Origin of the sequence: Flavobacterium sp. FlaQc-48 (genome assembly GCF_044007335.1) — a bacterium.
Lineage (GTDB): Bacteria > Bacteroidota > Bacteroidia > Flavobacteriales > Flavobacteriaceae > Flavobacterium.
On sequence record NZ_JBIPCR010000001.1, the window covers coordinates 417,724 to 443,289 of the forward strand.

The following is a 25,566-nucleotide window of genomic DNA, read 5'->3' on the forward strand; positions in this document are numbered from 1 at the left end:
GCCAATTGAAGACAATTGACGCCTTTTGGCTTTAGGGATATTTACTGAACGAATTTCTATACATTTTATGGAAGATTTGAAGAGATTGGTTGACTATAGCCAGGGTCTGTATTTGAATGGAATCACTATTTTGGTTTGGATGTCCTGTTGGGGATTGATGGAATTTTGTATCTAATTCTGATTTTTTTTAAAAGAACATTATTGATGTTTTTCTTTTTAGTAGTTTTGGGCACACGCATATTTTACTAAAGAGTAAGTTTCTTAGTAGGCTTCTATTAGTTAAACCTGCCTTTAACTTATGATTTTAAATAAATGACAGAGCAAGATGCAATAAAAGCGTTCTATGATTACTATACAGAATTTCCGTATAAAGTATTAGAGATAAAGTTTACTTTCACCCTTGGAGGAAGTTATGATATAGAAGTTCACTACTGTGATGATGGTACTCGTAAAGAAACTGCTTTAGAGGCAAGAGAATTGTTTGTTTATGAATATTTTATTTGTCAAATTTTTAAAAACAGAATCAATACAAATGATCAGTTTAATCTTGTAATATTTCAAATTCAAAACAGCGGATTGTATGCTAGTGAGTATAAGTGGGAGAATAGTAAAGCAAGGGAAAATTTATTAGATTACGCTGCAGTTTTTTACCAGTGCGTAAATGAACGTATGATGTCTATGATATTTGAATATGAAAAAGATAATGGTCTTCTGCAAATCCAAAATGATGCGGACGGAGATTTGGAGTATTTGAGTTCCTGGGACAGCGGCGTATTTACTTTTTCGATAAATGAAAAGAGCAGTTTAGAACATAGAGTATTGCTTGCAAAAGATGGAAAGGAGAGGCTTTTAGAGCTGCCTTTAAAGGCTTATTTTACAGCAGGAATTTTGGAACATCATAAAATAACCAATACGGAGCTTTCTGATGAGTGGAAACCTTGGAATAGAATGATTCTCAAATCTCTTCATTATGATATTCCTTATGATAAAAGAGAAGAATTTGTCACATATATTTAACTGCGTCCTTAAAAAAGAAATTAACCAAGATAAATTGAGATCCTTGCAATGAGTATAAATTTAATTACGGTAGTAAACGCTATATACCACTACTACAATGAATATCCTTATGCGAAATTAATAATACAATATGAATTCACCCAGTCAGGAAGCTATAAATTTTTTGTAAGATATATGTCGGAATCAGAAACGTTAATTCCTACAAATAAAAGTTCGGACCCTATTGATGATGAAATAGAAAAGATTTCAGAATATTTTGAAATAAAAATCAACAGTGAAGAAAAATTTAATCGATTTATTATAGAAATTAATAATGACAAAACGTATTGCCACCGACAATTTTGGGATATCAAAAAAGTAAAACAAGATTTATTAAACAGTGCAGAAGTTTTTTATCAATGGCTTAATGAACGTATGATGTCTATGATATTTGAATATGAGAAAAATAATAATCTTGTACCCACTCAATATGATGCTGATGGTGACTTAGAATACCTAAGTTCATGGGACAGCGGTGTCTTTACTTTCCATATAAATGAAAAAGATAATTTAGAACACACCGTAATTCTCACCAAAAACGGAAAAGAAAGAAGTTTGAATTTGCCATTAAAAGATTATTTTGTAGAAGGAATTACAGAACATTATAAAATAACAAATACACAACTTTCTGATGAATGGAAACCTTGGAATACTATAATATTAAAATCGCTGCATTATGATATTCCCTATGATAAAAGAGAGGAATTTGTTCAATATATTTAAATTATAGAGTATCAAATATGAATATTGAAGATTTAGTTTCTGAAATAAAAAACATGTATACAGAATTTGAGTATGACCAATTATTGGTTGAATATGTTTTTACCCTGCAGGGCAGTTACAATTTTTTTGTAAAATATCAGAGAAATGCTGAATCAATAGATTCAGAACTATCTAACAAACCAATTAGAAATACAGTAAGGAAAATGGGTGAAAAATTCCACCAGAATATAGAATCCAATAAAAAATTCAATTACGTACGAATACAAATCAATAAGGATGCGACTTATCAAGAAGAATATTTGTGGGATACTGTGAGGGAAAAGCAAGACTTACTGGATTATGCAAAAGTTTTCTATAGATGGTTAAATGAACGCATGATGTCCATGATATTTGAATATGAAAAAGATAATAATCTTGTACCCACTCAATATGATGCTGATGGTGACTTAGAATACCTTAGTTCATGGGACAGCGGTGTATTTACTTTCCGTATTAATGAAAAGGACGATTTAGAACATACAGTAGTTCTCACGAAGGACGGAAAAGAAAGAGTTTTAGATCTGCCTTTAAAGGATTATTTTATAGCTGGAATTTTAGAACATCATAAAATAACCAATACCGAACTTGCTAATGAATGGAAACCTTGGAATACCCTATTATTAAAATCTCTTCACTATGATATTCCTTATGATAAAAGAGAGGAATTTGTTAGATATATGTAGTGTATCACTTCTTTCTTTTTCAATTGTTTGGATGTACTAAAGAAAATTGGAGAAAAAAGATAAGGGTACAAGAATGCCATTAATTGTTTTTTCTAAATATCTTTTTTCGCTTCTGTCACACCGGAGCGAGAGTGTCCCTCGTCAACAAGATAGAGATATTGATTCTAAAAAAATAAAAGCAAAAAAAGACTCACAGTTAATTTATTGATTAATAGTTTTTTTTAATAAAAAATGGCGCCAATTGTCTTTAATTGGCGCCGTTTGGCTTGTGGTGACAGGGACAAGACAAATTTCAACATCTTTTTTCATGTAGTGTCTGCCTTTCATTGGCTTTACAAATTTGGTTTGGATGTCCTGTTGGGGATTTAACGAAAATGTAGCGTAAAAAACAAATCGTTAACCTCTTTTTATTAAAACTGCCTTAGCTTTTTTATGGCAAAATTGGAGGCCACTCCATTCTTACACTTGATTTTGACAGATGTGACGGAACCAAGAAAAGCTAACAATAGTAATTTCCGGGTTTAATAATGAGTTAAAACTGCAGGGTTTTAAGGCATTTCAAATAGAGCAGGACAGTGCAGATACACATACGTACAGCAGAAAAGAACACCCTTAATTGTTTTTTAAAATTCGCCTTAACTTTTTGTGTGAGAAATAGTATCAAGTCCAACACTGTACTGATTTTTAAATAAAGAGTACATAAAATTTAAAACTAAAATTGATAAGCCCGTTGAGCAATATGCTTAATGGGCTTATTTATAATCTTAGTAGAATGGATTCTTATGAAACAGAATTAAATTAAAAAGCCCAGTGATGTTTATAAATTTTAAGTGAAAATAAAAAAACAAATTGAATAATAGATTAATTTCTATTAAACACTTTCTTAATTTAATATATAGCGAATTAAAATTGGTCTGATTTTATACTTTAATTCATGAAGTTCGAAAAATTTATAGATAAAGCCATAAACTATAGTTATACTTGAAATCGATGCACTTTCACGTTGGATCAAATTACAATATTTTGATAACCATAATTCTAATTGATTATAATTTGATGGCTTTCTTCTATTCCATCAATATTTATTCTTAGGACATAAATTCCAGGAGATAGATCATTGATATTAACAGTGGTATTACTGTCTATAATTTCAAAATACTTTCTTTTAATACCATTTAAATCATATAAACTTGCAAAAGAATTTATATTTGAAATTTTCTTAGTAGCGTTAAGACTAATATTTATGATTTCACTTGATGGATTAGGATATATTTTATAATAAGTTTTGGATTCACTATTAGAACTCAATCTTTGTATTGGTCCCACTCCACATCTTTCAGGAAGTACAAGTGGAATAAAGGGATAGTAGATTGTTGTTCCACAAGAATTTGTCACCTTTATCATAATAGGATCATAATTTACATTAAAATTATAATTATTTCCTGACATTTCCTCGTCGTTTCTTATCCATCTCACATCAGTTATTCCTTGTTCTTGTAAGGTAGCATTGCTAACACCACTTCTTAATTGTAAAATTGGATTACAAGTACTTACCGGAGGTTGGTAAATTGTAATGTTTGGTTTTCCGACCCATACGGTTTTTTGTAGTACGATGCCGTTTATCACTGCTGTAACAGTTTCTTTACCGTTTACGTTTGCATTAACGGCTTGTACGGTGACGGCATTATTAGAAGAACTGATAATCTGAAGATTTGATGAAGTACTCCAAGACACAGGAATGTTCTGAGGATTAATAAGTGTATACAGCCCAGGGCTTTCTGCACAGATATTTCCTGCCCCAGCTAAGTTTGAACAAGAAGTACTTAAAACAGCCTGCAGAAGCGGGGAAGAATTAAGTGCATTCCTCATTCTTAATCCTTGTTGAGTGGTGAAATGATCCAAGGTAGAATATGCGTAATAAGACATATTATTGGTCATATCCGGATTGTAGCCTCCGGTGTTTGCTATGTCAGCATCAGCTGGGGTGTCACAGACATAATCGCCACATGAAGTGCAGTTTGATCCGCTGATAAATTCCGCGCATCCTGATGTACCAGCTTTGGTTCCTTGAAATGTATGCCATAAATTCAGGCAGTGACCCAGTTCATGTGCTGCAACGCCACTTAAAGCAAAGGAATTAACCAGAACTAGATTCTTGGAAGGAATCTCCTGTGCTTTTCCTGCCCACGAGGAGGAATTTACGAGATAAAAATTCACTGCATTTGGATTATTGTTTGTGGCTATCAAAGAATTAAATGAGCTGTCATTCATGTTATAATAGCCGGAATTGCTAATATAATCAACGCCGGATTTATTAATATATATACCGTGCGGATTAAAATGTCTATTTAAAAGATCCGTAATCTGATTCACATAAGATTCGTTGACGCCACCTGTGCCGTCGCTCATACGAACCACATGGAATTGTACATTAACGCAGGTAAAGAAGCCTCCGGAAAACGGGGTATCTTGGCCTTGGAAATTCTGTACTGCACTTTGGGGTGTACCACAAGAAGTCTGCGAATAAAATTTTGGAGCTCCAAGTAATAAAAATAAAAGAAGTAATTTTCTAATCATGTTAATTTTGATTTAGGTACCTACTTTTTTTGATTAATAATCCATCTGGATAATAATCTTTACCATATTTTGGAAGGCTTGTTTTTCGGTTAGTCAAACCTTGGTCTAATTAGAATTGGAAAAATTACAATAATTAATTACTGGGCAGATATTAAAAATAATTATAGCATTTTTCCTGTTTTTATTTCTTAAAGATAATTATTTGTAAGATAGTAACCCTAGGTATTTGTGCTTTTTTTTAATAAAAGCCGTTTTTTCTGATAGTTTTGTATCTGTTTAGGAGGTCTTTATAAAAAAACGTATATGATTTGGTGAATCAGCAAAAGTTAGAAGTCGAATAAATAGTAGAAAGCAAGAATACAAGTAGAAAAAATATTTGTACGCATTGAAGGAGTTTCTTTTTTGTTACCTAATGTAAAGTATGCCTAAGTTACCGGAATTGATGCTTCCTCAAATAAGATAATTACGGAAATAATGTTTTTGAAATGAGATAGTTAGATAATATTTTATATTTAAGTTTCAACCATTGGAACGCAATGCATTTCCTTAAGATGAATTATATTTTGAGAAGTTTTCCTCATACTGAACATTTTGCGCACAGGCCTTATTAATCCATAGAAAAGCAAATAACAAAGTGACATGACTAAGTAAAGAGTATTTTTTTATAATTTAGTTAATGATATAAAAATTAAAATTAATGTAAGTTTTAATTATAAGGCGCCGAAAATATTCCATCGGTTACATTAATGAAGTCATTTCCGCCCACCAGGCTAAGTCTACCGGAAAAAGCCCCCTTTACTCCCCATTGCGAAAAACTGTTGATTGTTAATGTAAAATAAGTTCCTGCACTTTTCCCACCATTATATCCTATCGTACCCGTGATTTTGCCATCTTTTATTTCTTGAATAAAATATTTTCCATGCAGTGACAAGGTTGTTGTCCCCAATGCAGTATAAGTTGTTTCTTCTGCTCCGGATGGTACCGTAAGGTCAATGCTAAATCCCGTAATCATATCCTTTGTTTCCCATCCACTTATGACAACAAAATTTATTTTAGAGCCCGAAGGCCTATCGTTTGCGTTTACTCCATAATTAAATGTAAAGGGCTTTCCATCTATCTTACAGGTTAGAAAATTTTTATTATCTTCGATTACTTTTTCGTCATTGTCTTTAGAACAAGATTATATTGCAAATAAGAAAATAATAATAAATGTAAAATTGAAGGATTGCCAAATCGATTTTGATTTTTTCATGTCAATAAATTAATTAAGTTTTTTTTGGGGGGCTTTTACTGAGCATCCATATTTAAAAAGTTCGTCAAAGATTCCTTTAAAATAATATTTAAGTAAATCTTTCATATTGAGTGAGGTATTGGTAAAAAGTATAACACTAACTTCTTTCGAAAGATCTGAAAGCATTTCTGTTTTTACACCTGGATCAGTTCCGCCATAACCTATCTTTTTTCCTCCATCTTTAGTAGCCCAAAAAAGGCCAGCATTTTTTGTAAGCAGATTAATGTTTTCAGGTTTACTGTTTTCGGTGAACTGAAAAATTTCCATCATTTCTACAGATGATTTTTTAAGGATTCGATCATTTTTATATTTTCCATTATTTAACATCGCAATAAAAAACTTTGAGAGTTCTGAAACTGAGGTACGTACACCTCCATCAGGATAGGTCGGAAGTCCATAGAGAGGTATTTGTTTTAATGTATCTGATTGTTTATCGTATTGCTTAGAGTGGGCAGCAGAATCAATTTCTGAAAGAAACCAACCAGAATGATTCATGTGCAATGGCTTAAAAATATTTTTCTTACTATATTCATTCAAGGGAGTTCTTGTTACCCGCTCTACGATATACCCGGCAAGCGCGGTAGCTATGTTGGAATATTCCCAATATGTGCCAGGTTTTTGCTTTAGAAAATTCTCTTGGGAATAATACTTTCCTTTCTGATCAAAATAACTGGTCAGAAAGTCCTCTAAAGAAACTGGGCTATCACCTCCATAGTGGTATGCATTACTATAAATAGGTTCTCTGTCAGTTATGCCAGAGGTATGTGTGCCCAGGTTTCTCAATGTTATCTTTTCTTTTGGAAAATTCGGATTGATTACCTTAAAAGGTAAATAGGTATTAATATCCTGGTCAAGTGATAATTTCCCTTCTTCCAATGCTTTCATCACACATACGCCTGTAAATGTCTTGGTGATAGATGCGATGTTCATGACCGTGTTAGGGGTAAAGGGTATCTTTTTTTCTTTATCGGCATAACCATATCCTTTCATCCAAACAACTTTCTTATTTACAATTACTGCTCCTGCAATACCGACCATACCAGCCTGATTCATGTTTTCTTGGATGATACTGTCCAGATCATTTGCCCTCAATTTTTGAACATAGTTGTTTTCTTGCCCGTTTGCAAGATTTACGTACATTAAAGAAATGCAGGACAGTATTAATATTCGTAATTCTTTTGTTGATTTCATATTGATTTTTTGATTGATTTCGACTTGTTTGCAGATTAATTGTATTTGACCATTGGGTTATCATGTTCAAAATTAAATATTAGAAAGACACAAAAAAGATCTGGGAGATGTAGAGGTGCTATCAGATGAAATAAAGCGTTTTTTTGATGCTCTTATTCTTTATAGTCTATTTCAATTTACCCGACATCAAAAACACCTTGTTGATCGACTCTGGCTGATTCGGTTATATTTATTTCGTATTATATATTTACTTTTGCTTATTATGACATTAATAGAGAGAATTGTAAAATTTAATTTGGAACACAGGTTCCTGAGCCATTTATTTTTTTGGCTTATTGTCTCAATTATATTTCTTAACAGGTATGATTTGGCGGAATATGGCGAGCAGGAAAAAATTTTCTACAGACACGTTTATTACATGTCATTTATGATCCTGTCTTCTTATTTTGTAGCCTATCTTATTATACCGAAGATTATTTCTAAAAAAAGTTATTATTCGATTCTGGTTTCTTTTCTGGCAGGTAGTTATATAATCTGCGTTTGTTCCAGAATTACTGTTGTATATCTGCTGGAACCGCTGATTCGAAAACCTCCCTTTGGTCAGGAATCTATCTGGGAGATTATGACAGATTTTCCTAAATTGATTGTACATTATTTTGCACAGGCTTTTTCTACGGCATGGATATTTGCACTAATGAAATTGATAAAAGATCAGTATGTTATCCAACAACGAAGCTTGTCTTTGGAAAAGGAAAAGATCCAGTCTGAATTAAAGGTATTAAAAGCACAGCTAAATCCACATTTTCTGTTTAATACCCTAAACAATATTTATCTATTGTCCCTGCTAAATTCACCCATAACGTCAAAGTCGATAGCAGGATTATCAGAGATTCTTGATCATGTACTCTACAGATGCAATAATAAATACGTACCTCTTAGCGAAGAAATTAAGCTTATCAATAACTATATTGAACTTGAAAAGCTAAGGTATAATGATCGTTTAAAGGTTAATTTTAATCATCACATTGATCAGGATGCCGAGATTGTACCCTTGGTTTTGTTGTCTCTGGTAGAGAATGCATTTAAACATGGAGCAGGAGAAAATACGGGATTTCTTACTATCGATATTGATTTGCAATTAAGAGATGACAATTTCCGTTTCATAATATCCAACGGTTTTTTAGCAGAACCAGATGATGGAGAAACCGAAAGAATTGGACTTATAAATATCCGAAAACAGCTGGAACTAATTTATGGAGATAAGCACGAATTAAAAGTAAATGCAGATCATAATATCTTCACAGTAGTATTAAGTATCAATCTTTTAAATTACGAACATAAAAATAAGAGCTATGAAAATTAAATGTCTTATTGTTGATGACGAACCATTTGCAGTACAATTAATTGAAAAACATCTTTCTCAGATGGAAGGGTTTGAGGTGGTAGGTACTTGTTTCGATGCAGTAGAGGCTAGGGAGTTTCTTAGTTGCACAGCAGTAGATCTGCTTTTTCTTGATATAAAGATGCCAAAGATAACGGGATTTACTTTTCTTAAGATTCTTAAAAATCCTCCTGCAGTTATTATTACTACTGCCTATCGTGAATATGCAGTAGAAGGATATGAGCTTGATTTGGTAGATTATCTATTGAAGCCCATTACTTTCGAAAGATTCTTCAAAGCTATTGATCGTTTTTTAAGACTAAAATTTCCCGCAAGCAAAATAGAAACGAAAACATTAGGTGATAATAAAAATCAATTTTTACATATACGGTCTAAAGGAAAAATTTATAGGCTTGATGTTGTTGAAATTGTATATATAGAAAGTGTAAAAGATTATATCATCATTCACCTCTTAGATAAAAAAGTCACAGCAAAATACAAGTTTGGAGACATGGAAAAAGAACTGAGCGGTAAAAATTTCCTTAGGATTCACCGTTCATTTATTATAAACATGGATAAAATCACTTCTTTTACAGCTAATGATATAGAAGTATCCACAACAGAAATTCCAATTGGCTCCAGCTACAGGGAATTGGTGTCAAAAATATTAGAACAAACAGCAATTAACAGTAACAGCACCAGGAAAATATAGAGCCCGGATGATATAGTATCCTCAAGTTTATTTAGGTTGTCAAGGCTTTCATTTGGGTTCTGTCGGATTTGGGAATAACTTTATCTTTATAATTTTAAACCCATCAAAAAATGAATACTAAAGGTCATTGTTATCCAAAATCTATTATTCTTCAGGCAGTTTATTTTAAATTAAGATTTACACTTAGTTACCGTGACGTTGAAGAAATAATGAAGATTAGGGTGTGATTGTAGATCATGTCACAATCCAACGCTGGGTTTATAAGTTTACACCTTTGATTGAGTCAGAGATGAAGAAGAGAAAAGGTCAAAGTAGGGCCAAGCTGGAGATTGGATGACACGTATATCAAAGTAAAAGGTATTTGGTGTTATTTATATAGGGCAGTTGATAAATTAGGCAATACGGTTGACTTTCTTTGACCAGAAGAAGACAGAGAATGAGTGCTCAATCTTTTTTAATTAAGGCAGTAAATAATAACTATCGGCTAACGGTAATAAATATAGACAAAAACGGCTCGAACACCAGCGCAATAAGAGTTTACAACAAACGTTCTTTTTCCAATATAAAAATTCGACAATGTAAATATCTAAACAATATTATTGAGCAGGACCATCGTTTTATAAAGTGGCGCATACAAAACGGGTTAGGTTTTAAAAGTTTTGAATCGGCCAGATGAATATTGAGCGGAATTGAAGTTTTGCATGCTAAGGAAGAATCAGATGGTTAGACCAGGGATATTTATGTTTAAATCATTTTGTACATTGGCGGGCTAACTTTTAAATTACTTAAATTCTTATATTTGATTCTGACAGATGTGAGAGAACCATGGTAGATTCAGCTTCATGCTTTTTTTTGAAAGATTCTGTTAAACCAGTTCGACCTTTAATGTCTTGAAGGAACTCTAAGCAACATTATCCTGGCATTTTCCTTTTACGGATATGCTTCTGCTCACTGATTTGTGATTGATGAGTTTATAAGAGTTTTTAGCAATTACAAATTGATTTTAGTTAATGATGATTAGCTTATATCGGTCCGATTTGATAATTCTGCTTTGAATATCGGGAGCATGCAGTTTTATAATGTCTAGTTTTTTTTCATACAACATTTCCCATTTCCCAATTTTTAAAATCATATATTTGTTTTAGAAAATTACAAATTTATACCATATGCAAAACAACTTCCTAGGGGGCTTAAAAGAGCACGAAAATAAATTACTAACAATATGGTCAAAGCTTCTAATCGAGAGTGGATCAGATGATGGAGCAGTAGAAGAAGAAGAATCTAAAGAATTCGCTTCACTCTTTTTAAGTTCACTAGCTACACTAAATGGTAAATTTCAGGATTCTCCTGAGTTTGAAAAAGTAGAGGATTTAATTGTAGGTATATCATCTTCAAGAGGGAAACGAGGGTTTTCCCCAAGAGAAAACGCTCAATATTTAACTACTTTCAAACAAGCATCTTCACAAATTCTTTCAGAACTGATAAAAGATTCAGAACAATTGTATCAAGCTAATCTGCAGTTGAATGAGATTCTTGATAACATGACAATTATGACTTTCGAAGCCTATATGAGAGGAAGAGAAGATGTGATATCCAGACAGGTGGATGAAATCAGTGAAATTTCCACTCCCGTTATTACGGTATGGGATGGTATCGTTGCCTTACCAATTATTGGAACTTTAGACAGTTCAAGAACACAGATTGTAATGGAAAATCTACTACAACAAATTGTAGACACTGGAAGTTCAATTGCTATTCTTGATATTTCCGGTGTTCCGGCAGTAGATTCTCTTGTGGCTCAGCATCTTATTAAAACTGTCAGCGCTACGCGTTTAATGGGGGCAGAATGTATTATTAGCGGTATTCGTCCAGAAATTGCACAGACTGTGGTGCATTTAGGAATAGATCTTACCGGTATTATCACTAAAGCCACACTTGCAAGCGCTCTTAAAACAGCATTTGATATGTTGCAGCTTACAGTTGTTAAAAGAAAACTAGTTTAAGAATTTATAATGATATGGATAGAATTCCTATACTAAAAATGGGTGATTTTCTTCTTGTTACCATACAAGTAGATTTGTACGACCAACTTGCAGAAAATCTCGAATCAGATTTAATTAACACTATAAGCAAGCACAGTTCAAAAGGAGTATTAATTGATATATCCGCTGTTTCTATAATCGACTCCTTTATGGGCCGTATCTTAGGAAATATAGCAGTAATGTCTAAAATAATGGATGCACAAACAGTAGTTGTTGGAATGCAGCCTGCTGTTGCTATCACACTTGTTGAACTTGGATTGTCCTTAAACGGAGTTATAAGTGCCCTTAATGTTGAAAGAGGCATGGATTTACTGCGCTCAAAAATGCACACCAGCGATAATGAAGAGCAGGATTATGACGACGATAACGAATAGTAAAGAAGAAGCTTTAATTATTAGAGAACAAGATGTGGTGCCTTTACGCAACCGCGTAAAAGAATATGGGGTAAAAATTGGCATGAGCATTTTGAATCAAACCAAATTAATTACTGCAACAAGCGAACTTGTCCGTAATCTTCTTAAATATGGAGGAGGAGGTAAAGTCATCATTGAATCGGTTAGTAACGGCCGTGATAATGGAGTAAGAGTAACTTTTATTGATAACGGTCCTGGAATAGCAGATGTAACATTGGCGATGAAAGATGGATATAGTACCGGGAAAAGCTTAGGATTAGGGCTTCCCGGTACAAAAAGACTTGTCAATGAATTTGACATTAAAACAGAACTAGGGAGCGGGACTACCGTTACTATAACAAAATGGAAAAATGGATAATACGTTTTCCAGCTATAAAATTGACGATCGCAGTTTGATTGCTTTTATAAAAAGAGAAATACACAACCTTGCACTTCACATAGGATTTACACCGCACAGAGCCGCTGAGACCGATATTATCGTGGCAGAATTAACTTCTAACCTTATCAAATACGCAAAGGGAGGAGAGCTGTTGTATCGTGCTAATTTAGAAGATGGGCTTAAAATCATCGAAATATATTGCCTGGATAAAGGTATGGGTTTTGAAAATTTATCCAAAGTAATGAACGATGGCTATTCTTCATCTAACACGCTAGGTCATGGATTAGGTGCAATTAAAAGATTGAGTAACGATTTTCAGATCTACTCCATGAAAAACTGGGGATGCGTGCAATATATCAAAATTGGTGAAAAGGCTGATGTATCTTTACCTTCTTTACAGAGCGGTTTGAACTATGCTGCTATTGCGGTAAATTACCCAGGCGAAAAAATTTGCGGAGACGGTTATCATATCAAATCAACAAAAAGAGGTTTTCAAATTTTTTTAGGCGATGGTTTAGGTCATGGTGAAAATGCAAATGAAGCTGTGCAACTGGCTATCAAAGCTTTTAAACAGTCGATAGAAACGGAGCCTTCAGAAATCCTCAGGGATATTCATTCTAAGGTTAAAAAGAGCAGGGGACTTGTGGGAACAATAGCAGCGGTGGATTATAAATCAGAAGTATGGAATATATGTGGAATAGGTAATATCAGTACCCGTATTTATGACGGATTAGAAAATAAAACATATACACCATATAACGGAATTATTGGTCATAACATTCCCCGTACTTTAAACAAAACGATAGTTCCTTATAAAAAACATCAAATTATTGTCATGCACAGTGATGGATTGCGGACAAGATGGAATCTAAACGACATGACTTCAATAGTAAAACAACATTCAGGTATAATAGCATCTGCTATTCTTAAAGAAAACATAAGAGGAACGGATGACGCATCAATTCTTGTAGGTAAAATAATGTAAGAGCCATGAAAGAGATCATAAAAATAAATCTTGATAACGAGATGGACTTGATACTTGCTCACAAACGATGCATGAAAATTGCCGAAATGTGCGGTATGCCTTCTTCGTTCCAGACCAGATTTTCGACAGCCGTATCTGAAATTGCAAGATGCTCCATTGCAAAGGGTAAAAATTCACTGCTGGTGCTTTGTATCAATACTATTAAGTCCACACAAAAACAAATTGAGGCGATCATTACAGATAGTGTTGATTTGAAAAGCTCTTGCCCTGAGGCCTTTAATTATGCTGCTAAAATTTCCGGGGATATTGAATACAGTTTTAAAGCCAATCGATCCACTACCAGGATAATTCAGCCTGTGGCCTCACCGGGGCTTCTATCCGAAACGAAAATAAAATCACTTATTGATTACTTTAAGTTTGAGCCGCCATTATCACCCTATGATGAGATCAGGAAGAAAAATATTGAATTGATTGCAATTTCAGAAAAATTAACCGAGAGTGAAAACAGATATAGAAAATTAGCCAATACAATTCCTATTTTAATTTGTGAGGTCAATGAACGTAATAAAGTGCTTCTTTATAATGAATCATTGTTACATTATTTAAAAGTTCCTCCTTCAATTTTTGACAGAAATTTTTTTATAAATTTTATTCATACTGACGATATTGATCTAATTTTGGAAGGTTGGGAGAAGGTAAAATTGACCCGATTATCTTTTTCAAGAGAAATTCGACTTAAAGATGGTGCTCTATACGTTTGGCATCTTGTTACGATGATCCCCAATAAATCGGAAGACGGTTCTTTTAACAGCTGGCTGGTTTACTTTACAGACATTAATGCGCAAAAAATGATCGTTGAAACGCTGAAAGATAATTCTGAATTGAAAATGATCCAGCGTGAATTAGAAAGTGCCAATTCCAAATTAGTTTTTAAAAACAAAGAGTTGGAGCAGTTTGCCTATATTGCAAGTCATGATCTTCAGGAACCACTTCGCAAAATTATGATCATGATTTCCCGCGCTGGTCAGCATTTATCTGAAGATCAAAAAAAGGATTATTATTTTGACCGTATTATATTATCGGCAACTCGATTATCAACTTTGATTAATGATGTTCTAAATTATTCAAGAATAGATAATAATAAGCAATCTTATGAACAAGTTGATCTTAATGAAATAATTACCGAGATTCTAGGCGATTTAAGCATGATCATTGAAGAGAAAAGTGCAGTGATAAATACAGAACCATTACCACGGGTTTTAGGTCTGAGTACTCAGCTTCGTCAAATGTTTTACAATCTTATAAATAATGCCCTTAAGTTTAATGCTTCTCTACCCTCGGTGACTATCTCTGCAGCTCTTATCCCAGAGCACAATAATCAAATAGCCTTATCGGGCAATTACGATATTATCTCTATTGCTGATAATGGTATTGGAATTGAAAGCCAGTATTCAAGCAGAATCTTTAATATGTTCCAGCGCCTGCACGAAAAGGACCAGTATGGAGGTAACGGAATTGGTCTTGCACTATGTCGACGCATTATTGAAAACCATAACGGAATTATTGAATTTACAAGCATACCAGGTCAGGGGACCATCTTTTGGATTTATTTGCCAAAGCAACAATAATTATATATTGATCTCTGGATTATTCAAAAAAAAAAGTTCTTATAAACCGTTTTTTTATTCGGCATCAAATCTAAATATATTAAACATTTCCCCGACCAAATTGATCGTTGTTTGGCTCATCATTATCTATTTTATCACTGTTGAGTTCATCGTTTTTAATCTCCTCATTGCTGAGCTGACCAATTTTGAATTCCTTGTTAACTGGATTATCCTGATCCAGTTCACTGGTTTTAAATTGGTCACTTTCAAATTCATCGCTCTTCGGATTATCAATTTCAGTTTCAAACCCTTCAGAGGAATCATTGTTTCTAAGCCCATCTTCAATGTCCTGTTCGGTTATATCTTTGAGTTCACTCTCTGATTCATTGTCGAGATTCTCTGAATCATAAGGATTGCTGTTTGGATCGCTGCTTTTTGGGCCTGTGTTTGCGTTTTGAAAATTCTTGTCATCCTGGGCATAATTTTCCGGTGTATCTGAATTCATCGTATTATTTTTTAAAATTAAATTTTTATTATCGTTTTTTTAAAAGAAGTGTCCTGAGCAAGATTGCCGTGCTTGTCCGGGTTTCTACTTTGTCCTTTATCAAATATAAAAAGGATAGTAGCACTTTTTTTTACAGAATAATGATTTGCATTTACAAAATAGATATCAGGTAATCAGTAAGTTAGGTAAAATATTGTATGTGCCCTGGTCCATTTATTCCTCTAAATTTGCAGATGTATAGAAACGTGTGTTGATGACTGGCTTTTAGTTATCCGAATGTAAACTAAATCCGACATCTGATCCTCCGACTTTATTTACTTTATAGTTTCTTAATTCTATTCCGAGTCCGTGTTCATCTTCAAATGTACATATAAAACAAATTCCAAAATATCCTTCACTTATTTTGCCTGTAAGATGAATTGAATTTGGTGTAATCATTGAATCTACTATTGCAGCAGCATTTATTGCGGGATTAGGATATTTAATTTCATCTTCAAAGTCTTTTAAATAATCATTCCATAAAAATGTATAATATTCGAAAACAGATTTTTTGATGTCTTCGACAAATATTTCTTGATTCATAATAATATAATCAATTGTCGATTTATGGATTTCTGAAATTTCTACATTGTCAATTATTAATTGACAATTATCGCAATTGAAAATCCGAATTGGTAATTTACATACCAGTTGTTCATCACTAATTCCAAATTCAGGATAAGAATAATTTTCCCATACATATTGATTTGGGTATTCTCTTCTGTGCCATTCATTATATGTTTCTCCTGGTTTCATCATATGTTTTTAATCTTGTCTCCAATGGGGCTTTTTTTAGCTGGATTTGTTCAGTTAGTAAGCTTTTTAGCGAATATAACAATAATAACCTAAATCTCTTAGTTGTGTAGCAATAGCTCTGAATAATTTATTTTACTTATCCTGCTGCTATTTTTACTATAGTTGGAAATCATCCAATTTAGTTTTAATATTATTTTTTAGGAGATCTTCCCGCTATCCTTTGCACTCTTTTTATTAAAACCTCCTCAGTTTTTTTGTGTCAAAATTGGAGGCAACTCTATGTTCAAAATTGACTGCCAACGATATATCGTTGGCCGTCAATTTTTGAATATTTTAAATTTAAATAAATAATTATCAATACCTTCGTATAGCTGATTAATTCCTAAGAAAATGCTCTCAAAGCACTACAGAATAATTCTGTTTCTCCTTGTATGGTTTACATTTGGAGAAGTAAATGCATTGGCTCCTTTTAAGAGCATAATGAAGGCAGGAATGATGGAAAAAAATCTATCCGTCCTGAAAGATGATTTGAATCAAGAAGCAGCTTATAATGAACAGCAGGTAAAAAAAGCAGAGGAATTGCTTAGTACATTACCTGAAAACATAGACAAAATCAAAATTTTATTAAAAGTAAGTGACTGGTATGAAGCTTCTTATAATAACCCTGTAACCCTGCAAAAGTCATTTCAATATGCGGAGGAAGCCCTTCGTATAAGCCAGATCCTTCATTCTAATATTTATGCTGGTAAATGTTATTTACAACTTTCTATGGTGCAAGAGTTGAGAAATAACAATTTCATGATAGAAGTCAATGCCAGAAAAGCAATAGAAGTATTAAACAAAACAAATCAAACAGATGATTTGGGAGAAGCATGGGTAATGGTCTGGTCATCTAAAATGCGTACCAATGCGCCAATAGCAGAGAGGTTAGACCCAATTTTTAGAGCAGCATCTTTATTTGAAAAGTCAAAAAACAATAAAAGAAGCGGTGACTGCTACAGAGAAATCAGCGAATTGTATTTTTCAATCTCAGATTTTCACAACTCGCTAAATTCTCTAAAAAAAGCTATATTTTTCTATAAAGCAGCCAAACTTAAAGAAAGTGATATTTATCCTATTTCCTCCAGACTGAATATTATTTATGAAACAGAAAAGAAAAGTATGGATATTATCAAACTTAAAAATAAAACCTTGTTGCAGCAAAGCAAACTTCAAAACGAGGTATTTTTACGTAATTCTATGATAACTTTTGTTTTGCTTTTACTTATAATTCTTGGATTACTTTATAAAAGTTTTATGTTTAAGAAGAAAACAAACATGGTATTGGAAAAACAACAGAATGAAATCAATAAAAAAAATAATACACTGCAAAAGCTGGTCGTTGAAAAAGAATGGCTTTTGCGGGAAATTCATCACAGAGTAAAAAATAACCTGCACACGGTGGTGGGCCTGCTGGCAAGTCAGGCTGAATTTTTAAAAAATGAAGAAGCGCTTCAGGCTATTAACAGCAGTCAGAACAGAATTCATGCCATGTCTTTAATTCATCAGAAATTATATCAATCAGAGAATTTATCGATAATTGATATGCCATCTTACCTATTTGAATTAACTGAATATTTGAAAGATTCATTCGAAATTAGAAAATCAATCCGATTTGTAATGGATATTGACAGTTTTAATCTGCCTTTGTCTCATTCAATACCAATAGGGCTAATTTTTAATGAAGCCGTTACAAATGCTATTAAATATGCTTTTCCAGATCATAAAAACGGAGTAATTCATATTTCTCTTAAAACAAATGATACTAAAAATTATGTTTTAATCATTCAGGACAACGGTATTGGACTTCTAAATGATTTTGACCCTTACAACAGTCCTTCATTAGGCATAAAACTAATGTCCGGGCTTTCTGACGACATTAAAGGGAAGTTTCAAATCCTTAGTGAAAATGGTACAAAAATAACTTTGGAATTCACTATTAACGAAAGTAATCTTCATTAATTTAATTCTATAAAATGGCGAAACCACTAAAAATACTTATTGTTGAAGATCAGTTTGTTGAAGCAAATCATTTGCGCCTTATGCTCAAAAAAGCAGGACATTCTGTTATCGGAATGGCACGATCAGTTCAGGATGCCAAATATTATATTGAACAGGAAAAACCGGAATTAGTATTATTAGATATTTTTCTTTCAGGAAAACAGACCGGTATTGATCTTGCTGAAATACTTCGAGAAGATAATATTCCATTTATTTATCTCTCTGCCAATTCTAATGAAGAAGTGCTAAGTAAAGCTAAACTGACTCATCCTCACGGTTTTTTGGTAAAACCATTTAGAGAAAAAGATTTATTAGTAGCAATTGAAATTGCCGAATATCATCAGCAGCACGGAATAGAATCTTCCATAAGAAAAGAGCTTTTATTTCAGAAAAAATTAAAAACGATAGTAACAAAAAGCGGTACCTGGGATGATAGGGTTCTTAACATTATTGCTGCTTTGCAATCTCTCATTTCCTTTGATCTTGTGATGGCTGTTTTTTATATGGAAAATAAATTATCCAGCAGAGTTTTGGGTTATGCAAGGACAGGATTACACGAATACCAACGGATAGGAATTGAAGAACTACAAAATATTACTGCCTTAAAACAGTCTGAAATTACTGAATTACGAAACAAAAGTAAAGTGGAGACCGAGGCCACATTCTATAATGGTCCCGATTTTATAAAAATATGCGATAAAACGCCTATAAAAAAGATGATAGCGACTTCAATGAATATGAAATCCAATCTCATGCTGCCTGTTCCTTTATCAATTAGTGAAAATGGCGGACTATATCTGTCTTTTTTCAGCAGGCAGGAAGATAATTATAACAAAAATCATTTAACGTTATGCGAAAGACTTCAGGAGCCCTTAATTTTTGCAATTGAAAATTTAATCAGTCATGATAAAAAATTAGATAAAAAAAATACTTCTGCTGAAAATCCTGGTGCAGGTAAGAATATAAAAAATTCAGGCTTTGAATCGATTGTTGGCAAAAGTCCGGCGCTGCTAAAGATATTCGATCATATTTTACAGGTAGCTCCCGCTGATACAACAGTTTTGATTACAGGAGAAAGCGGTACGGGAAAAGAGAGCATTGCGCATAGTATTAAAGAACTTTCAAATAGAAAAAATCAGCCTTTTGTTAAAATTAACTGTTCTGCCTTGCCTCCAAGCCTCATAGAATCTGAGTTATTCGGACATGAAAAAGGATCTTTTACCGGTGCTTCAGAAAGACGAATTGGTAAATTTGAACAAGCAGACAATGGTACCTTATTTCTTGACGAGATTGGTGATATGCCATTAGAAATGCAGGCCAAACTGTTGCGGGCAATTCAGGAAAAAGAAATTGAACGTGTTGGAGGAAATGTTTCCATAAAAATAAATGTCCGCATTATTGCCGCTACCAATTGCAATCTTGAAAAAGAAGTTGCCGATGGCCGTTTCAGACTTGATTTATATTATAGGCTCAATGTATTTCCTATTCAGTTGCCGCCATTGCGAGAGCGTAAAGAGGACATTGGTCTTCTTGCCCGTCATTTTATTGCTGTCTATAGTCGCAAAACGGGAAAAAATGTGACGGAAATAGCAGAAAGTGCTTTAAAAAGCCTTTTATCGTATCAATGGCCGGGGAATATTCGTGAACTTGAGAATCTTATTGAAAGAAGTATTCTTTTAGCAAAAACAGACACCATCGAGCACATCCCGCTTCCTATTATTGATGAAGCGAAAATAAATATCAAGTCAAATGAATGGTACTTTAAAACCATTCAGGAAAATGAACGGGAGCATATTATAAATGTTTTAGAGAAATGCAACGGAAGAATTAGAGGAACCGGAGGAGCATCAGAGATACTGGGACTTCCTCCAACAACATTGGCTTCAAGAATGCAGAAATTAGGCATAAAGAGAAGTCATTTTTAATTGCTTTATGAAAAAGGATGCGAAATATCTATTTGATTTTATAATTAATACTTACTAATTAAACGAACGATATTAAGTTGCTTTATTTTCGTTTTACGACGAAATATAGTCGTTTTAAGATTTTTATTTAAAATATAATATACTGATAATTAATTAGTTATCAAAAAGGTTCGGTTTTAGTTTACACTTTGGCATAACATTAAAATATGTATTATGCTGACTGAAAACCCTACTACAATACTTTTTATTACAGGTGCATTTGTAAGCAATAATTGCTGGGATGAATGGAAAGTCTTCTTTGAAAACAAAGGCTTTAAAACTCTTGCTCCGGCCTGGCCGTATAAAGATGCTCCTGCTAATGTTTTACGCGATCGGCATCCAGACCCTCAAATTGCTGGTCTGCGATTAACTCAATTAATCGAATACTTTGAGGATATTGCCAAACACCTTCCTCACAAACCTATTATTATCGGTCATTCTATTGGCGGACTTACAGCTCAGATACTTTTACAGCGTAACTTGGCATCAGCCGCAATTGCCATACATTCGGTTCCTCCGCAGGGAATTATGACTTTTAAATTTTCATTTTTAAAAGCCGGTTGGGGGCCGCTTGGCTTTTTTACTTCTGCAAAAAAAACTTTCTTAATGAGTTTTAGCCAGTGGCAATATGCATTTACTAATGGAATGCCAGAAGAATGGCAGGAAAAAGCATACTGTGATTTTGTTATTCCTGAATCTAAGTTAATTGTTCGCGATACTATCACTTCGGCTGCAAGAGTAGATTTTCACGCTGCACATAGACCATTGCTGTTAATTGCAGGATCAGCAGATCATACTATTCCGGAATCACTCAATTATTCCAACCACAAAAAATATACGGATAAAAGTTCGATTACAGATTTCAAAGTATTTCCCGAAAGAAATCATTTTGTTTTAAATCAGCCCGGCTGGCAGGAAATTGCAATTTATATACAAGAATGGATCGCAAAACTACCCTCGTAAAATTTATAATAACCAATTTATTTAATAACCAATTTAAAATTTTAATTATGAAAACGAATTTATTAAACACCGCTTTTTTAAACTTTAAAAGCAGAGCAACCCAACTTTTAACCTTTGGACTTTTACTATTGATTTTAATTTCCTGTAATAAAAAAACAGAAGAAAATCCTGTAACAGAAACAACACCCGCTGCAGCAACAGAAACGGCTCAGGCCGAACCTGCAAATCCGCCTTCGAATTTTAAACATGCCACTGCATTGGTCAATGGGGTAAACATTCATTACGTTATTGGCGGTAAAGGAGATCCTCTGGTTTTAGTTCACGGATTTGGTCAGAACTGGTATATGTGGAACAGATTATTACCGGAATTGTCAAAACATTTTACAGTAATCGCTCCGGATTTAAGAGGTGTTGGCGAGTCTGACAAACCTGAAGGAGGTTATGACAAAAAAACAATGGCTACAGATATTCACGAGCTCGTAAAAAAATTAGGTTACAATTCCATTAATCTTGCCGGTCACGATATCGGACTTATGGTAGCTTATGCGTATGCCGCGCAATATGGCAGCGAAGTTAAAAAAGTAGCTTTAATGGATGCTTTGCTTCCGGGTATTGAACCGGTTTGGTCTCAGGTTTCAGCTTCAGCATGGTGGTTTGGATTTTTTGCTTGGCCGGCTTCAGGAGATATTGTTGCGGGAAAAGAAAAAGAATTTTTAACGAATTTCTGGCCTGTGGTAGGACATGTAAAAGATCCTTTTACGGCAGAAGAAACCGCTGAATTTGTTAGAGCTTACGCAGTGAAAGATGGCGCAAAATCCAGTTTCAAATGGTTCGCAAACTTTCCTCAGGACGGAAAAGACAATCTGGTTTTTGCAAAAACAAAACTTAAAATGCCTTTATTGGCAATGGGCGGAGAATATTTTGCTGCTGCATTTTTAAAAGAACACTCCAAACTAGTTGCCGAAAATGTAAGCGAATCAAAAATTGCAGGTTCAGGTCACTGGCTGGTTCAGGAAAATACAGCTCAGGTGCAAAAAGATTTGCTGGCTTTTTTCCTTGCAAAATAAAACAAATAAATAATTGAATATGACTATTTGTGATCAATACTAATTGATAAAATTAACCTGTTTGGTTATAATTATTTTAACACATAGAAACATAGGATCATTGAACTAAATAAGACGTTTCACTTGCATCAACAAACATAGTTATATAGCTATGTGTTAAAGAACTAGTTTCTTTTTATTTTACTTTAAAAAAATCATAAAATCTATGTTTCTATGTGTTTAATTAAATTTTTATGCATTACACCAACAGGTTAAAATTTGTGACAAAAAAAAGATTGCAAATTATCATACAATTAAATCAAACATGATGAAAAAAATATTTGTAACACTATTATTTTTCTTTGGTCTGTTGATGCAGTCTCAGGAAAAAGCAGATCTGATTGTCTACAACGGAAAAATCGCAACCATGCAAAAATCAGGCGAATTTGTTCAGGCACTTGCAATAAAAGACGGAATTATTCTGGCAGCCGGAACTTCAAAAAGTATTTTAGAAAGTTATAAAACCACAGCAACTAAAAGCATTGATGCAAAAGGCAAAACTGTTGTTCCCGGTTTAAACGACAGTCATATTCACGTGATTCGCGAAGGACTAAACTATAATTCGGAATTGCGTTGGGATGGAGTAAAAACTTTAAAGAGAGCGATGGAAATGCTTAAAGAGCAAGCAGCGAGAACACCGCCGGGAGTTTGGATTAAAGTGATTGGAGGCTGGAATGAATTTGGTTTTGAAGAAAAAAGACAGCCAACGATTGAAGAAATAAACGCCGCAGTTCCTGATAAACCTGTTTTTATAACCTATTTATATGGTAAAGCATTTTTGAACAAAAAGGGCATTGAAGTTTTAGGGTATACCAAAGATACTCACTACGAAGGAAGCGTTTTGGAACAAGACAAAAACGGAAACTTAACCGGATTGATGTTTGCAAAAGAAACACCAAAAGCCATTTACACTACTTTAGGATTAACCACAAAACTAACTCCCGAAGAAAGAATCAACAGTTCGCTTCAGTTTAACCGTGAACTCAACCGTTTTGGATTAACATCTGTGATTGATGCCGCGGGAGGATCACAAAATTATCCAGCAGATTATGCAACTTCGATGGAACTGGCGAAACAAGGAAAACTGAACCTGAGAATTTCGTATTATCTCTTTGCACAGCAAAAAGGAAAAGAACTTCAGGATTACGAAAAATGGGTGGCTGAAACCGTCATTAATAAAAACGATAATCTTTTGACGGCAAACGGTTATACCGAAGAAGGGGCAGGAGAAAATATTGTGGTTTCTGCTGCAGATTTTGAAAACTTTCTGGAACCAAGAATTGTCCTTTCTGATGAAATGGAAAAAGACCTGGAACCCATCATCCGATTGCTGGTTAAAAACAAATGGCCGTTTCGACTGCACGCTACTTACGGAGAATCAATCGATAGAATGCTGAATGTTTTTGAGAAAGTAAACAAAGAAATTCCGTTTAACGGATTACGCTGGTTTTTTGATCATGCCGAAACCATTACACCTCAGGAACTGGAAAGAGTGAAAGCGTTAAATGGCGGAATCGCAGTTCAGTTCAGGATGTATTTTCAGGGAGAATTGTATGAAAAAATGTATGGTGCACCAAAAACACAATTGCCTCCCATTAAAAAAATGCTGGCAATGGGTATTCCGGTAGGAATGGGAACTGATGCTACCCGAATTTCTACCTACAATCCGTGGATGGCGGTGCATTGGCTTATTACAGGAAAAACTTTAGGCGGCATGCAGTTTTGGCCTAAAGATCAGGTTTTGGATAAGTTCACTGCCCTTCAATTATATACTTCGGGAAGCGCCTGGTTTTCGGGTGAAGAAAAAGAAAAAGGAAAATTGGTAAAAGGAATGTATGCTGATTTTTCAATTCTATCAGAAGATTATTTTACAATTTCAGCCGATAAAGTTCGAAACATTGAATCAGATCTGACCATTGTAAATGGAAAAATTGTGTACGGTGCCAGAGATTTTAAATCATTTGATCCTGAAATTGCTCCTGTAATTCCGGATTGGTCGCCAGTGAAATACTTTGGTGGTTATACTAAAAAAATGTAAAAACGAATTGAAGAAAATTCAAAAAAAATAAATCATGAAAATTCAAAAAATAATTTCGGGATTGGCCATCATCATCTGTTGTATGTTAGCCAATACAGCAGTCTATGCACAATTTCCAATGCCCGATCACGTACCCATTTGGGACGCGAACAAAGTGACTTTAAAATTGCATAAAATTTCAGAGAATGTATATGCTGTTTCTCCGGGTACAACAGAAACCGAAACCACAAAAGGTATTGCACAGGCTACTTCGGCAGGATTTATTGTGGGTGATAAAGGTGTTTTGCTTATTGAGACGATGCTGAGTAAAGGACTTTATGACCAGCTTTATAAATTGATACGATCTGTTACGCCAAAACCTATTGTTTACGCTATAAATACAAGCGATCACGGAGATCATTGTTTTGGAAATTATCTGCTTCCAAAAGAAACCATTGTCATTCAAAACGAATTCTGCAAAGAGAATCTTTCTAAAAATTACGATAATATCAAACAATTTATGATTATGCTTTTTGGCAAAGGTAGAGGAATTGAAGAAAGTGTTTACCGTCCTGCAGATATTACAATAGCGATTAACCAAACGATGAAAATTGACATGGGAAAAGGCAATATTGTTGAGGTTATCAATGTAGGAACGGCACAATCTCCGGCAGATCTTTTTGTTTATTTAAAATCGCCTTCCGGAAATGTATTGTGGGCAGGAAATCCTTTTATTGCCGAAAGCCCAACTATTCCGTGGTTATTTGACGGTTATTTTTTAGAGCCGGTTCAAAATCTGAACAAAATTTACAATATGATTTCGGATAAAGATATTGTAGTTCCGGGACACGGACGCATTACCAACAAAGCCGGAATTAAATATACGATCGATTATGTGACAGCTTTGCAATCTAATGTTGAAAATGCAGTAAAAAAAGGCTTGACTTTAGAAGAAACGAAAGCCACCGTAACGATGAAAGAATTTGACAAAGGATACGAGCTTTTTAACTGGCTTCATTTTAATTTCAATGTCCCTAATGCTTATAAAGATATTAAGCAAAACGGAGTCAAATAATTAAAAATATTTGGAAATCGTT

General features: G+C 33.8%; 24 protein-coding genes. 18 read left to right on the forward strand and 6 right to left on the reverse strand.

Translation table 11 applies throughout. From position 1 onward, the window contains the following. The first annotated feature begins 312 nt into the window (after positions 1–312). Genes ACHRWY_RS01710 through ACHRWY_RS01720 form a run of 3 tightly spaced genes read left to right on the forward strand, consistent with a single transcriptional unit; the run spans position 313 to position 2,501 of the window. Entirely contained in the window at positions 313–1,017 is a 705-nt protein-coding gene (locus tag ACHRWY_RS01710; RefSeq protein WP_395351913.1) for a hypothetical protein, read from the forward strand. A gap of 48 nt (positions 1,018–1,065) precedes the next feature. Then, entirely contained in the window at positions 1,066–1,779 is a 714-nt protein-coding gene (locus tag ACHRWY_RS01715; RefSeq protein WP_395351915.1) for a hypothetical protein, read from the forward strand. A 17-nt stretch (positions 1,780–1,796) separates the two neighbouring features. Then, positions 1,797–2,501, forward strand: a complete 705-nt coding sequence (locus ACHRWY_RS01720) for a hypothetical protein (RefSeq protein WP_395351917.1) — start codon at positions 1,797–1,799, stop codon at positions 2,499–2,501. A 1,038-nt stretch (positions 2,502–3,539) separates the two neighbouring features. Here ACHRWY_RS01720 and ACHRWY_RS01725 read toward each other — a convergent pair. The 3 genes from ACHRWY_RS01725 to ACHRWY_RS01735 all read right to left on the reverse strand — a co-directional run bounded on the left by ACHRWY_RS01725 (position 3,540) and on the right by ACHRWY_RS01735 (position 7,560). Continuing rightward, positions 3,540–4,910 carry a zinc-dependent metalloprotease gene (locus ACHRWY_RS01725; RefSeq protein WP_395351919.1) on the reverse strand — a complete coding sequence of 457 codons (1,371 nt, stop codon included), beginning with the start codon at positions 4,908–4,910 and terminating at the stop codon, positions 3,540–3,542. Positions 4,911–5,784: 874 nt separating this feature from the next. Further along, positions 5,785–6,090: a hypothetical protein gene (locus ACHRWY_RS01730; RefSeq protein ID WP_395351920.1), complete on the reverse strand. Its 306-nt coding sequence runs from the start codon at positions 6,088–6,090 to the stop codon at positions 5,785–5,787. Positions 6,091–6,339: 249 nt separating this feature from the next. Next, positions 6,340–7,560, reverse strand: coding sequence for a serine hydrolase domain-containing protein (locus ACHRWY_RS01735; protein WP_395351922.1), 1,221 nt, complete (start codon positions 7,558–7,560; stop codon positions 6,340–6,342). Positions 7,561–7,927: 367 nt separating this feature from the next. On the opposite strand from ACHRWY_RS01735, the gene ACHRWY_RS01740 reads away from it, so the two are divergent. From ACHRWY_RS01740 to ACHRWY_RS01755, 4 genes are all read left to right on the forward strand, one after another. After that, positions 7,928–8,923: a sensor histidine kinase gene (locus ACHRWY_RS01740; RefSeq protein WP_395351923.1), complete on the forward strand. Its 996-nt coding sequence runs from the start codon at positions 7,928–7,930 to the stop codon at positions 8,921–8,923. Next, a complete protein-coding gene (locus ACHRWY_RS01745) occupies positions 8,913–9,653 on the forward strand; it encodes a LytR/AlgR family response regulator transcription factor (protein WP_395351924.1) in 741 nt (246 codons plus the stop codon). The genes ACHRWY_RS01740 and ACHRWY_RS01745 overlap by 11 nt, the downstream gene beginning before the upstream one ends. Before the next feature lie 329 nt (positions 9,654–9,982). After that, positions 9,983–10,072 carry a DDE-type integrase/transposase/recombinase gene (locus ACHRWY_RS01750; RefSeq protein ID WP_395351926.1) on the forward strand — a complete coding sequence of 30 codons (90 nt, stop codon included), beginning with the start codon at positions 9,983–9,985 and terminating at the stop codon, positions 10,070–10,072. Then, on the forward strand, positions 10,069–10,329 hold the full coding sequence (locus ACHRWY_RS01755; RefSeq protein WP_395351928.1) for a DDE-type integrase/transposase/recombinase: 261 nt from the start codon (positions 10,069–10,071) through the stop codon (positions 10,327–10,329). Before ACHRWY_RS01750 ends, ACHRWY_RS01755 begins: the two co-directional genes overlap by 4 nt. 327 nt (positions 10,330–10,656) lie before the next feature. Here ACHRWY_RS01755 and ACHRWY_RS01760 read toward each other — a convergent pair whose 3' ends face one another. After that, positions 10,657–10,785 (reverse strand): hypothetical protein, encoded by a 129-nt coding sequence (locus ACHRWY_RS01760; RefSeq protein ID WP_395351930.1) that lies wholly within the window; start codon positions 10,783–10,785, stop codon positions 10,657–10,659. Positions 10,786–10,819: 34 nt separating this feature from the next. Here ACHRWY_RS01760 and ACHRWY_RS01765 point away from each other — a divergent pair, with 34 nt between their 5' ends. The 5 genes from ACHRWY_RS01765 to ACHRWY_RS01785 are packed head-to-tail and all read left to right on the forward strand — an operon-like array spanning position 10,820 to position 15,100. Next, on the forward strand, positions 10,820–11,656 hold the full coding sequence (locus ACHRWY_RS01765; RefSeq protein WP_395351932.1) for an STAS domain-containing protein: 837 nt from the start codon (positions 10,820–10,822) through the stop codon (positions 11,654–11,656). Between the two features lie 14 nt (positions 11,657–11,670). Continuing rightward, positions 11,671–12,069 (forward strand): STAS domain-containing protein, encoded by a 399-nt coding sequence (locus tag ACHRWY_RS01770; protein WP_395351934.1) that lies wholly within the window; start codon positions 11,671–11,673, stop codon positions 12,067–12,069. Continuing rightward, on the forward strand, positions 12,050–12,466 hold the full coding sequence (locus ACHRWY_RS01775) for an anti-sigma regulatory factor (protein WP_395351936.1): 417 nt from the start codon (positions 12,050–12,052) through the stop codon (positions 12,464–12,466). The genes ACHRWY_RS01770 and ACHRWY_RS01775 overlap by 20 nt, the downstream gene beginning before the upstream one ends. Continuing rightward, entirely contained in the window at positions 12,459–13,472 is a 1,014-nt protein-coding gene (locus ACHRWY_RS01780) for an ATP-binding protein (protein WP_395351938.1), read from the forward strand. The genes ACHRWY_RS01775 and ACHRWY_RS01780 overlap by 8 nt, the downstream gene beginning before the upstream one ends. 5 nt (positions 13,473–13,477) lie before the next feature. Next, complete coding sequence (locus ACHRWY_RS01785) at positions 13,478–15,100, forward strand: ATP-binding protein (RefSeq protein ID WP_395351940.1); 1,623 nt, start codon at positions 13,478–13,480, stop codon at positions 15,098–15,100. A gap of 79 nt (positions 15,101–15,179) precedes the next feature. Here the strand turns inward: ACHRWY_RS01785 and ACHRWY_RS01790 are convergent, their stop codons facing one another. Together ACHRWY_RS01790 and ACHRWY_RS01795 are read right to left on the reverse strand one after the other, a co-directional pair. Continuing rightward, positions 15,180–15,584 (reverse strand): hypothetical protein, encoded by a 405-nt coding sequence (locus ACHRWY_RS01790; protein WP_395351942.1) that lies wholly within the window; start codon positions 15,582–15,584, stop codon positions 15,180–15,182. A gap of 264 nt (positions 15,585–15,848) precedes the next feature. Continuing rightward, positions 15,849–16,382 (reverse strand): DUF6985 domain-containing protein, encoded by a 534-nt coding sequence (locus ACHRWY_RS01795; RefSeq protein WP_395351944.1) that lies wholly within the window; start codon positions 16,380–16,382, stop codon positions 15,849–15,851. A 387-nt stretch (positions 16,383–16,769) separates the two neighbouring features. Between ACHRWY_RS01795 and ACHRWY_RS01800 the strand changes: the two genes are divergently transcribed. The 6 genes from ACHRWY_RS01800 to ACHRWY_RS01825 all read left to right on the forward strand — a co-directional run bounded on the left by ACHRWY_RS01800 (position 16,770) and on the right by ACHRWY_RS01825 (position 25,544). After that, the gene (locus ACHRWY_RS01800; protein ID WP_395351946.1) at positions 16,770–18,380 is read left to right on the forward strand and encodes a sensor histidine kinase; all 1,611 of its coding nucleotides are present in this window, start codon (positions 16,770–16,772) and stop codon (positions 18,378–18,380) included. A gap of 14 nt (positions 18,381–18,394) precedes the next feature. Further along, positions 18,395–20,344: a sigma 54-interacting transcriptional regulator gene (locus tag ACHRWY_RS01805; protein WP_395351948.1), complete on the forward strand. Its 1,950-nt coding sequence runs from the start codon at positions 18,395–18,397 to the stop codon at positions 20,342–20,344. Positions 20,345–20,557: 213 nt separating this feature from the next. Beyond that, positions 20,558–21,346, forward strand: coding sequence for an alpha/beta hydrolase (locus tag ACHRWY_RS01810; protein WP_395351949.1), 789 nt, complete (start codon positions 20,558–20,560; stop codon positions 21,344–21,346). A gap of 47 nt (positions 21,347–21,393) precedes the next feature. Further along, the gene (locus tag ACHRWY_RS01815; protein WP_395351951.1) at positions 21,394–22,413 is read left to right on the forward strand and encodes an alpha/beta fold hydrolase; all 1,020 of its coding nucleotides are present in this window, start codon (positions 21,394–21,396) and stop codon (positions 22,411–22,413) included. Positions 22,414–22,720: 307 nt separating this feature from the next. Then, a complete protein-coding gene (locus tag ACHRWY_RS01820; RefSeq protein ID WP_395351953.1) occupies positions 22,721–24,490 on the forward strand; it encodes an amidohydrolase in 1,770 nt (589 codons plus the stop codon). A gap of 34 nt (positions 24,491–24,524) precedes the next feature. Continuing rightward, entirely contained in the window at positions 24,525–25,544 is a 1,020-nt protein-coding gene (locus ACHRWY_RS01825) for an MBL fold metallo-hydrolase (protein WP_395351955.1), read from the forward strand. Positions 25,545–25,566: the final 22 nt, after the last annotated feature.

Bases quoted from the DNA above. Each gene is read 5' to 3' on its own strand.
- ACHRWY_RS01710 (WP_395351913.1), top strand. From the start codon at position 313: ATGACAGAGCAAGATGCAATAAAAGCGTTCTATGATTACTATACAGAA.
- ACHRWY_RS01715 (WP_395351915.1), top strand. From the start codon at position 1,066: ATGAGTATAAATTTAATTACGGTAGTAAACGCTATATACCACTACTAC.
- ACHRWY_RS01720 (WP_395351917.1), top strand. From the start codon at position 1,797: ATGAATATTGAAGATTTAGTTTCTGAAATAAAAAACATGTATACAGAA.
- ACHRWY_RS01725 (WP_395351919.1), bottom strand. From the start codon at position 4,910: ATGAGCGACGGCACAGGTGGCGTCAACGAATCTTATGTGAATCAGATT.
- ACHRWY_RS01730 (WP_395351920.1), bottom strand. From the start codon at position 6,090: ATGATTACGGGATTTAGCATTGACCTTACGGTACCATCCGGAGCAGAA.
- ACHRWY_RS01735 (WP_395351922.1), bottom strand. From the start codon at position 7,560: ATGAAATCAACAAAAGAATTACGAATATTAATACTGTCCTGCATTTCT.
- ACHRWY_RS01745 (WP_395351924.1), top strand. From the start codon at position 8,913: ATGAAAATTAAATGTCTTATTGTTGATGACGAACCATTTGCAGTACAA.
- ACHRWY_RS01760 (WP_395351930.1), bottom strand. From the start codon at position 10,785: ATGATTTTAAAAATTGGGAAATGGGAAATGTTGTATGAAAAAAAACTA.
- ACHRWY_RS01765 (WP_395351932.1), top strand. From the start codon at position 10,820: ATGCAAAACAACTTCCTAGGGGGCTTAAAAGAGCACGAAAATAAATTA.
- ACHRWY_RS01770 (WP_395351934.1), top strand. From the start codon at position 11,671: ATGGATAGAATTCCTATACTAAAAATGGGTGATTTTCTTCTTGTTACC.
- ACHRWY_RS01775 (WP_395351936.1), top strand. From the start codon at position 12,050: ATGACGACGATAACGAATAGTAAAGAAGAAGCTTTAATTATTAGAGAA.
- ACHRWY_RS01780 (WP_395351938.1), top strand. From the start codon at position 12,459: ATGGATAATACGTTTTCCAGCTATAAAATTGACGATCGCAGTTTGATT.
- ACHRWY_RS01785 (WP_395351940.1), top strand. From the start codon at position 13,478: ATGAAAGAGATCATAAAAATAAATCTTGATAACGAGATGGACTTGATA.
- ACHRWY_RS01790 (WP_395351942.1), bottom strand. From the start codon at position 15,584: ATGAATTCAGATACACCGGAAAATTATGCCCAGGATGACAAGAATTTT.
- ACHRWY_RS01795 (WP_395351944.1), bottom strand. From the start codon at position 16,382: ATGATGAAACCAGGAGAAACATATAATGAATGGCACAGAAGAGAATAC.
- ACHRWY_RS01800 (WP_395351946.1), top strand. From the start codon at position 16,770: ATGCTCTCAAAGCACTACAGAATAATTCTGTTTCTCCTTGTATGGTTT.
- ACHRWY_RS01805 (WP_395351948.1), top strand. From the start codon at position 18,395: ATGGCGAAACCACTAAAAATACTTATTGTTGAAGATCAGTTTGTTGAA.
- ACHRWY_RS01810 (WP_395351949.1), top strand. From the start codon at position 20,558: ATGCTGACTGAAAACCCTACTACAATACTTTTTATTACAGGTGCATTT.
- ACHRWY_RS01815 (WP_395351951.1), top strand. From the start codon at position 21,394: ATGAAAACGAATTTATTAAACACCGCTTTTTTAAACTTTAAAAGCAGA.
- ACHRWY_RS01820 (WP_395351953.1), top strand. From the start codon at position 22,721: ATGAAAAAAATATTTGTAACACTATTATTTTTCTTTGGTCTGTTGATG.
- ACHRWY_RS01825 (WP_395351955.1), top strand. From the start codon at position 24,525: ATGAAAATTCAAAAAATAATTTCGGGATTGGCCATCATCATCTGTTGT.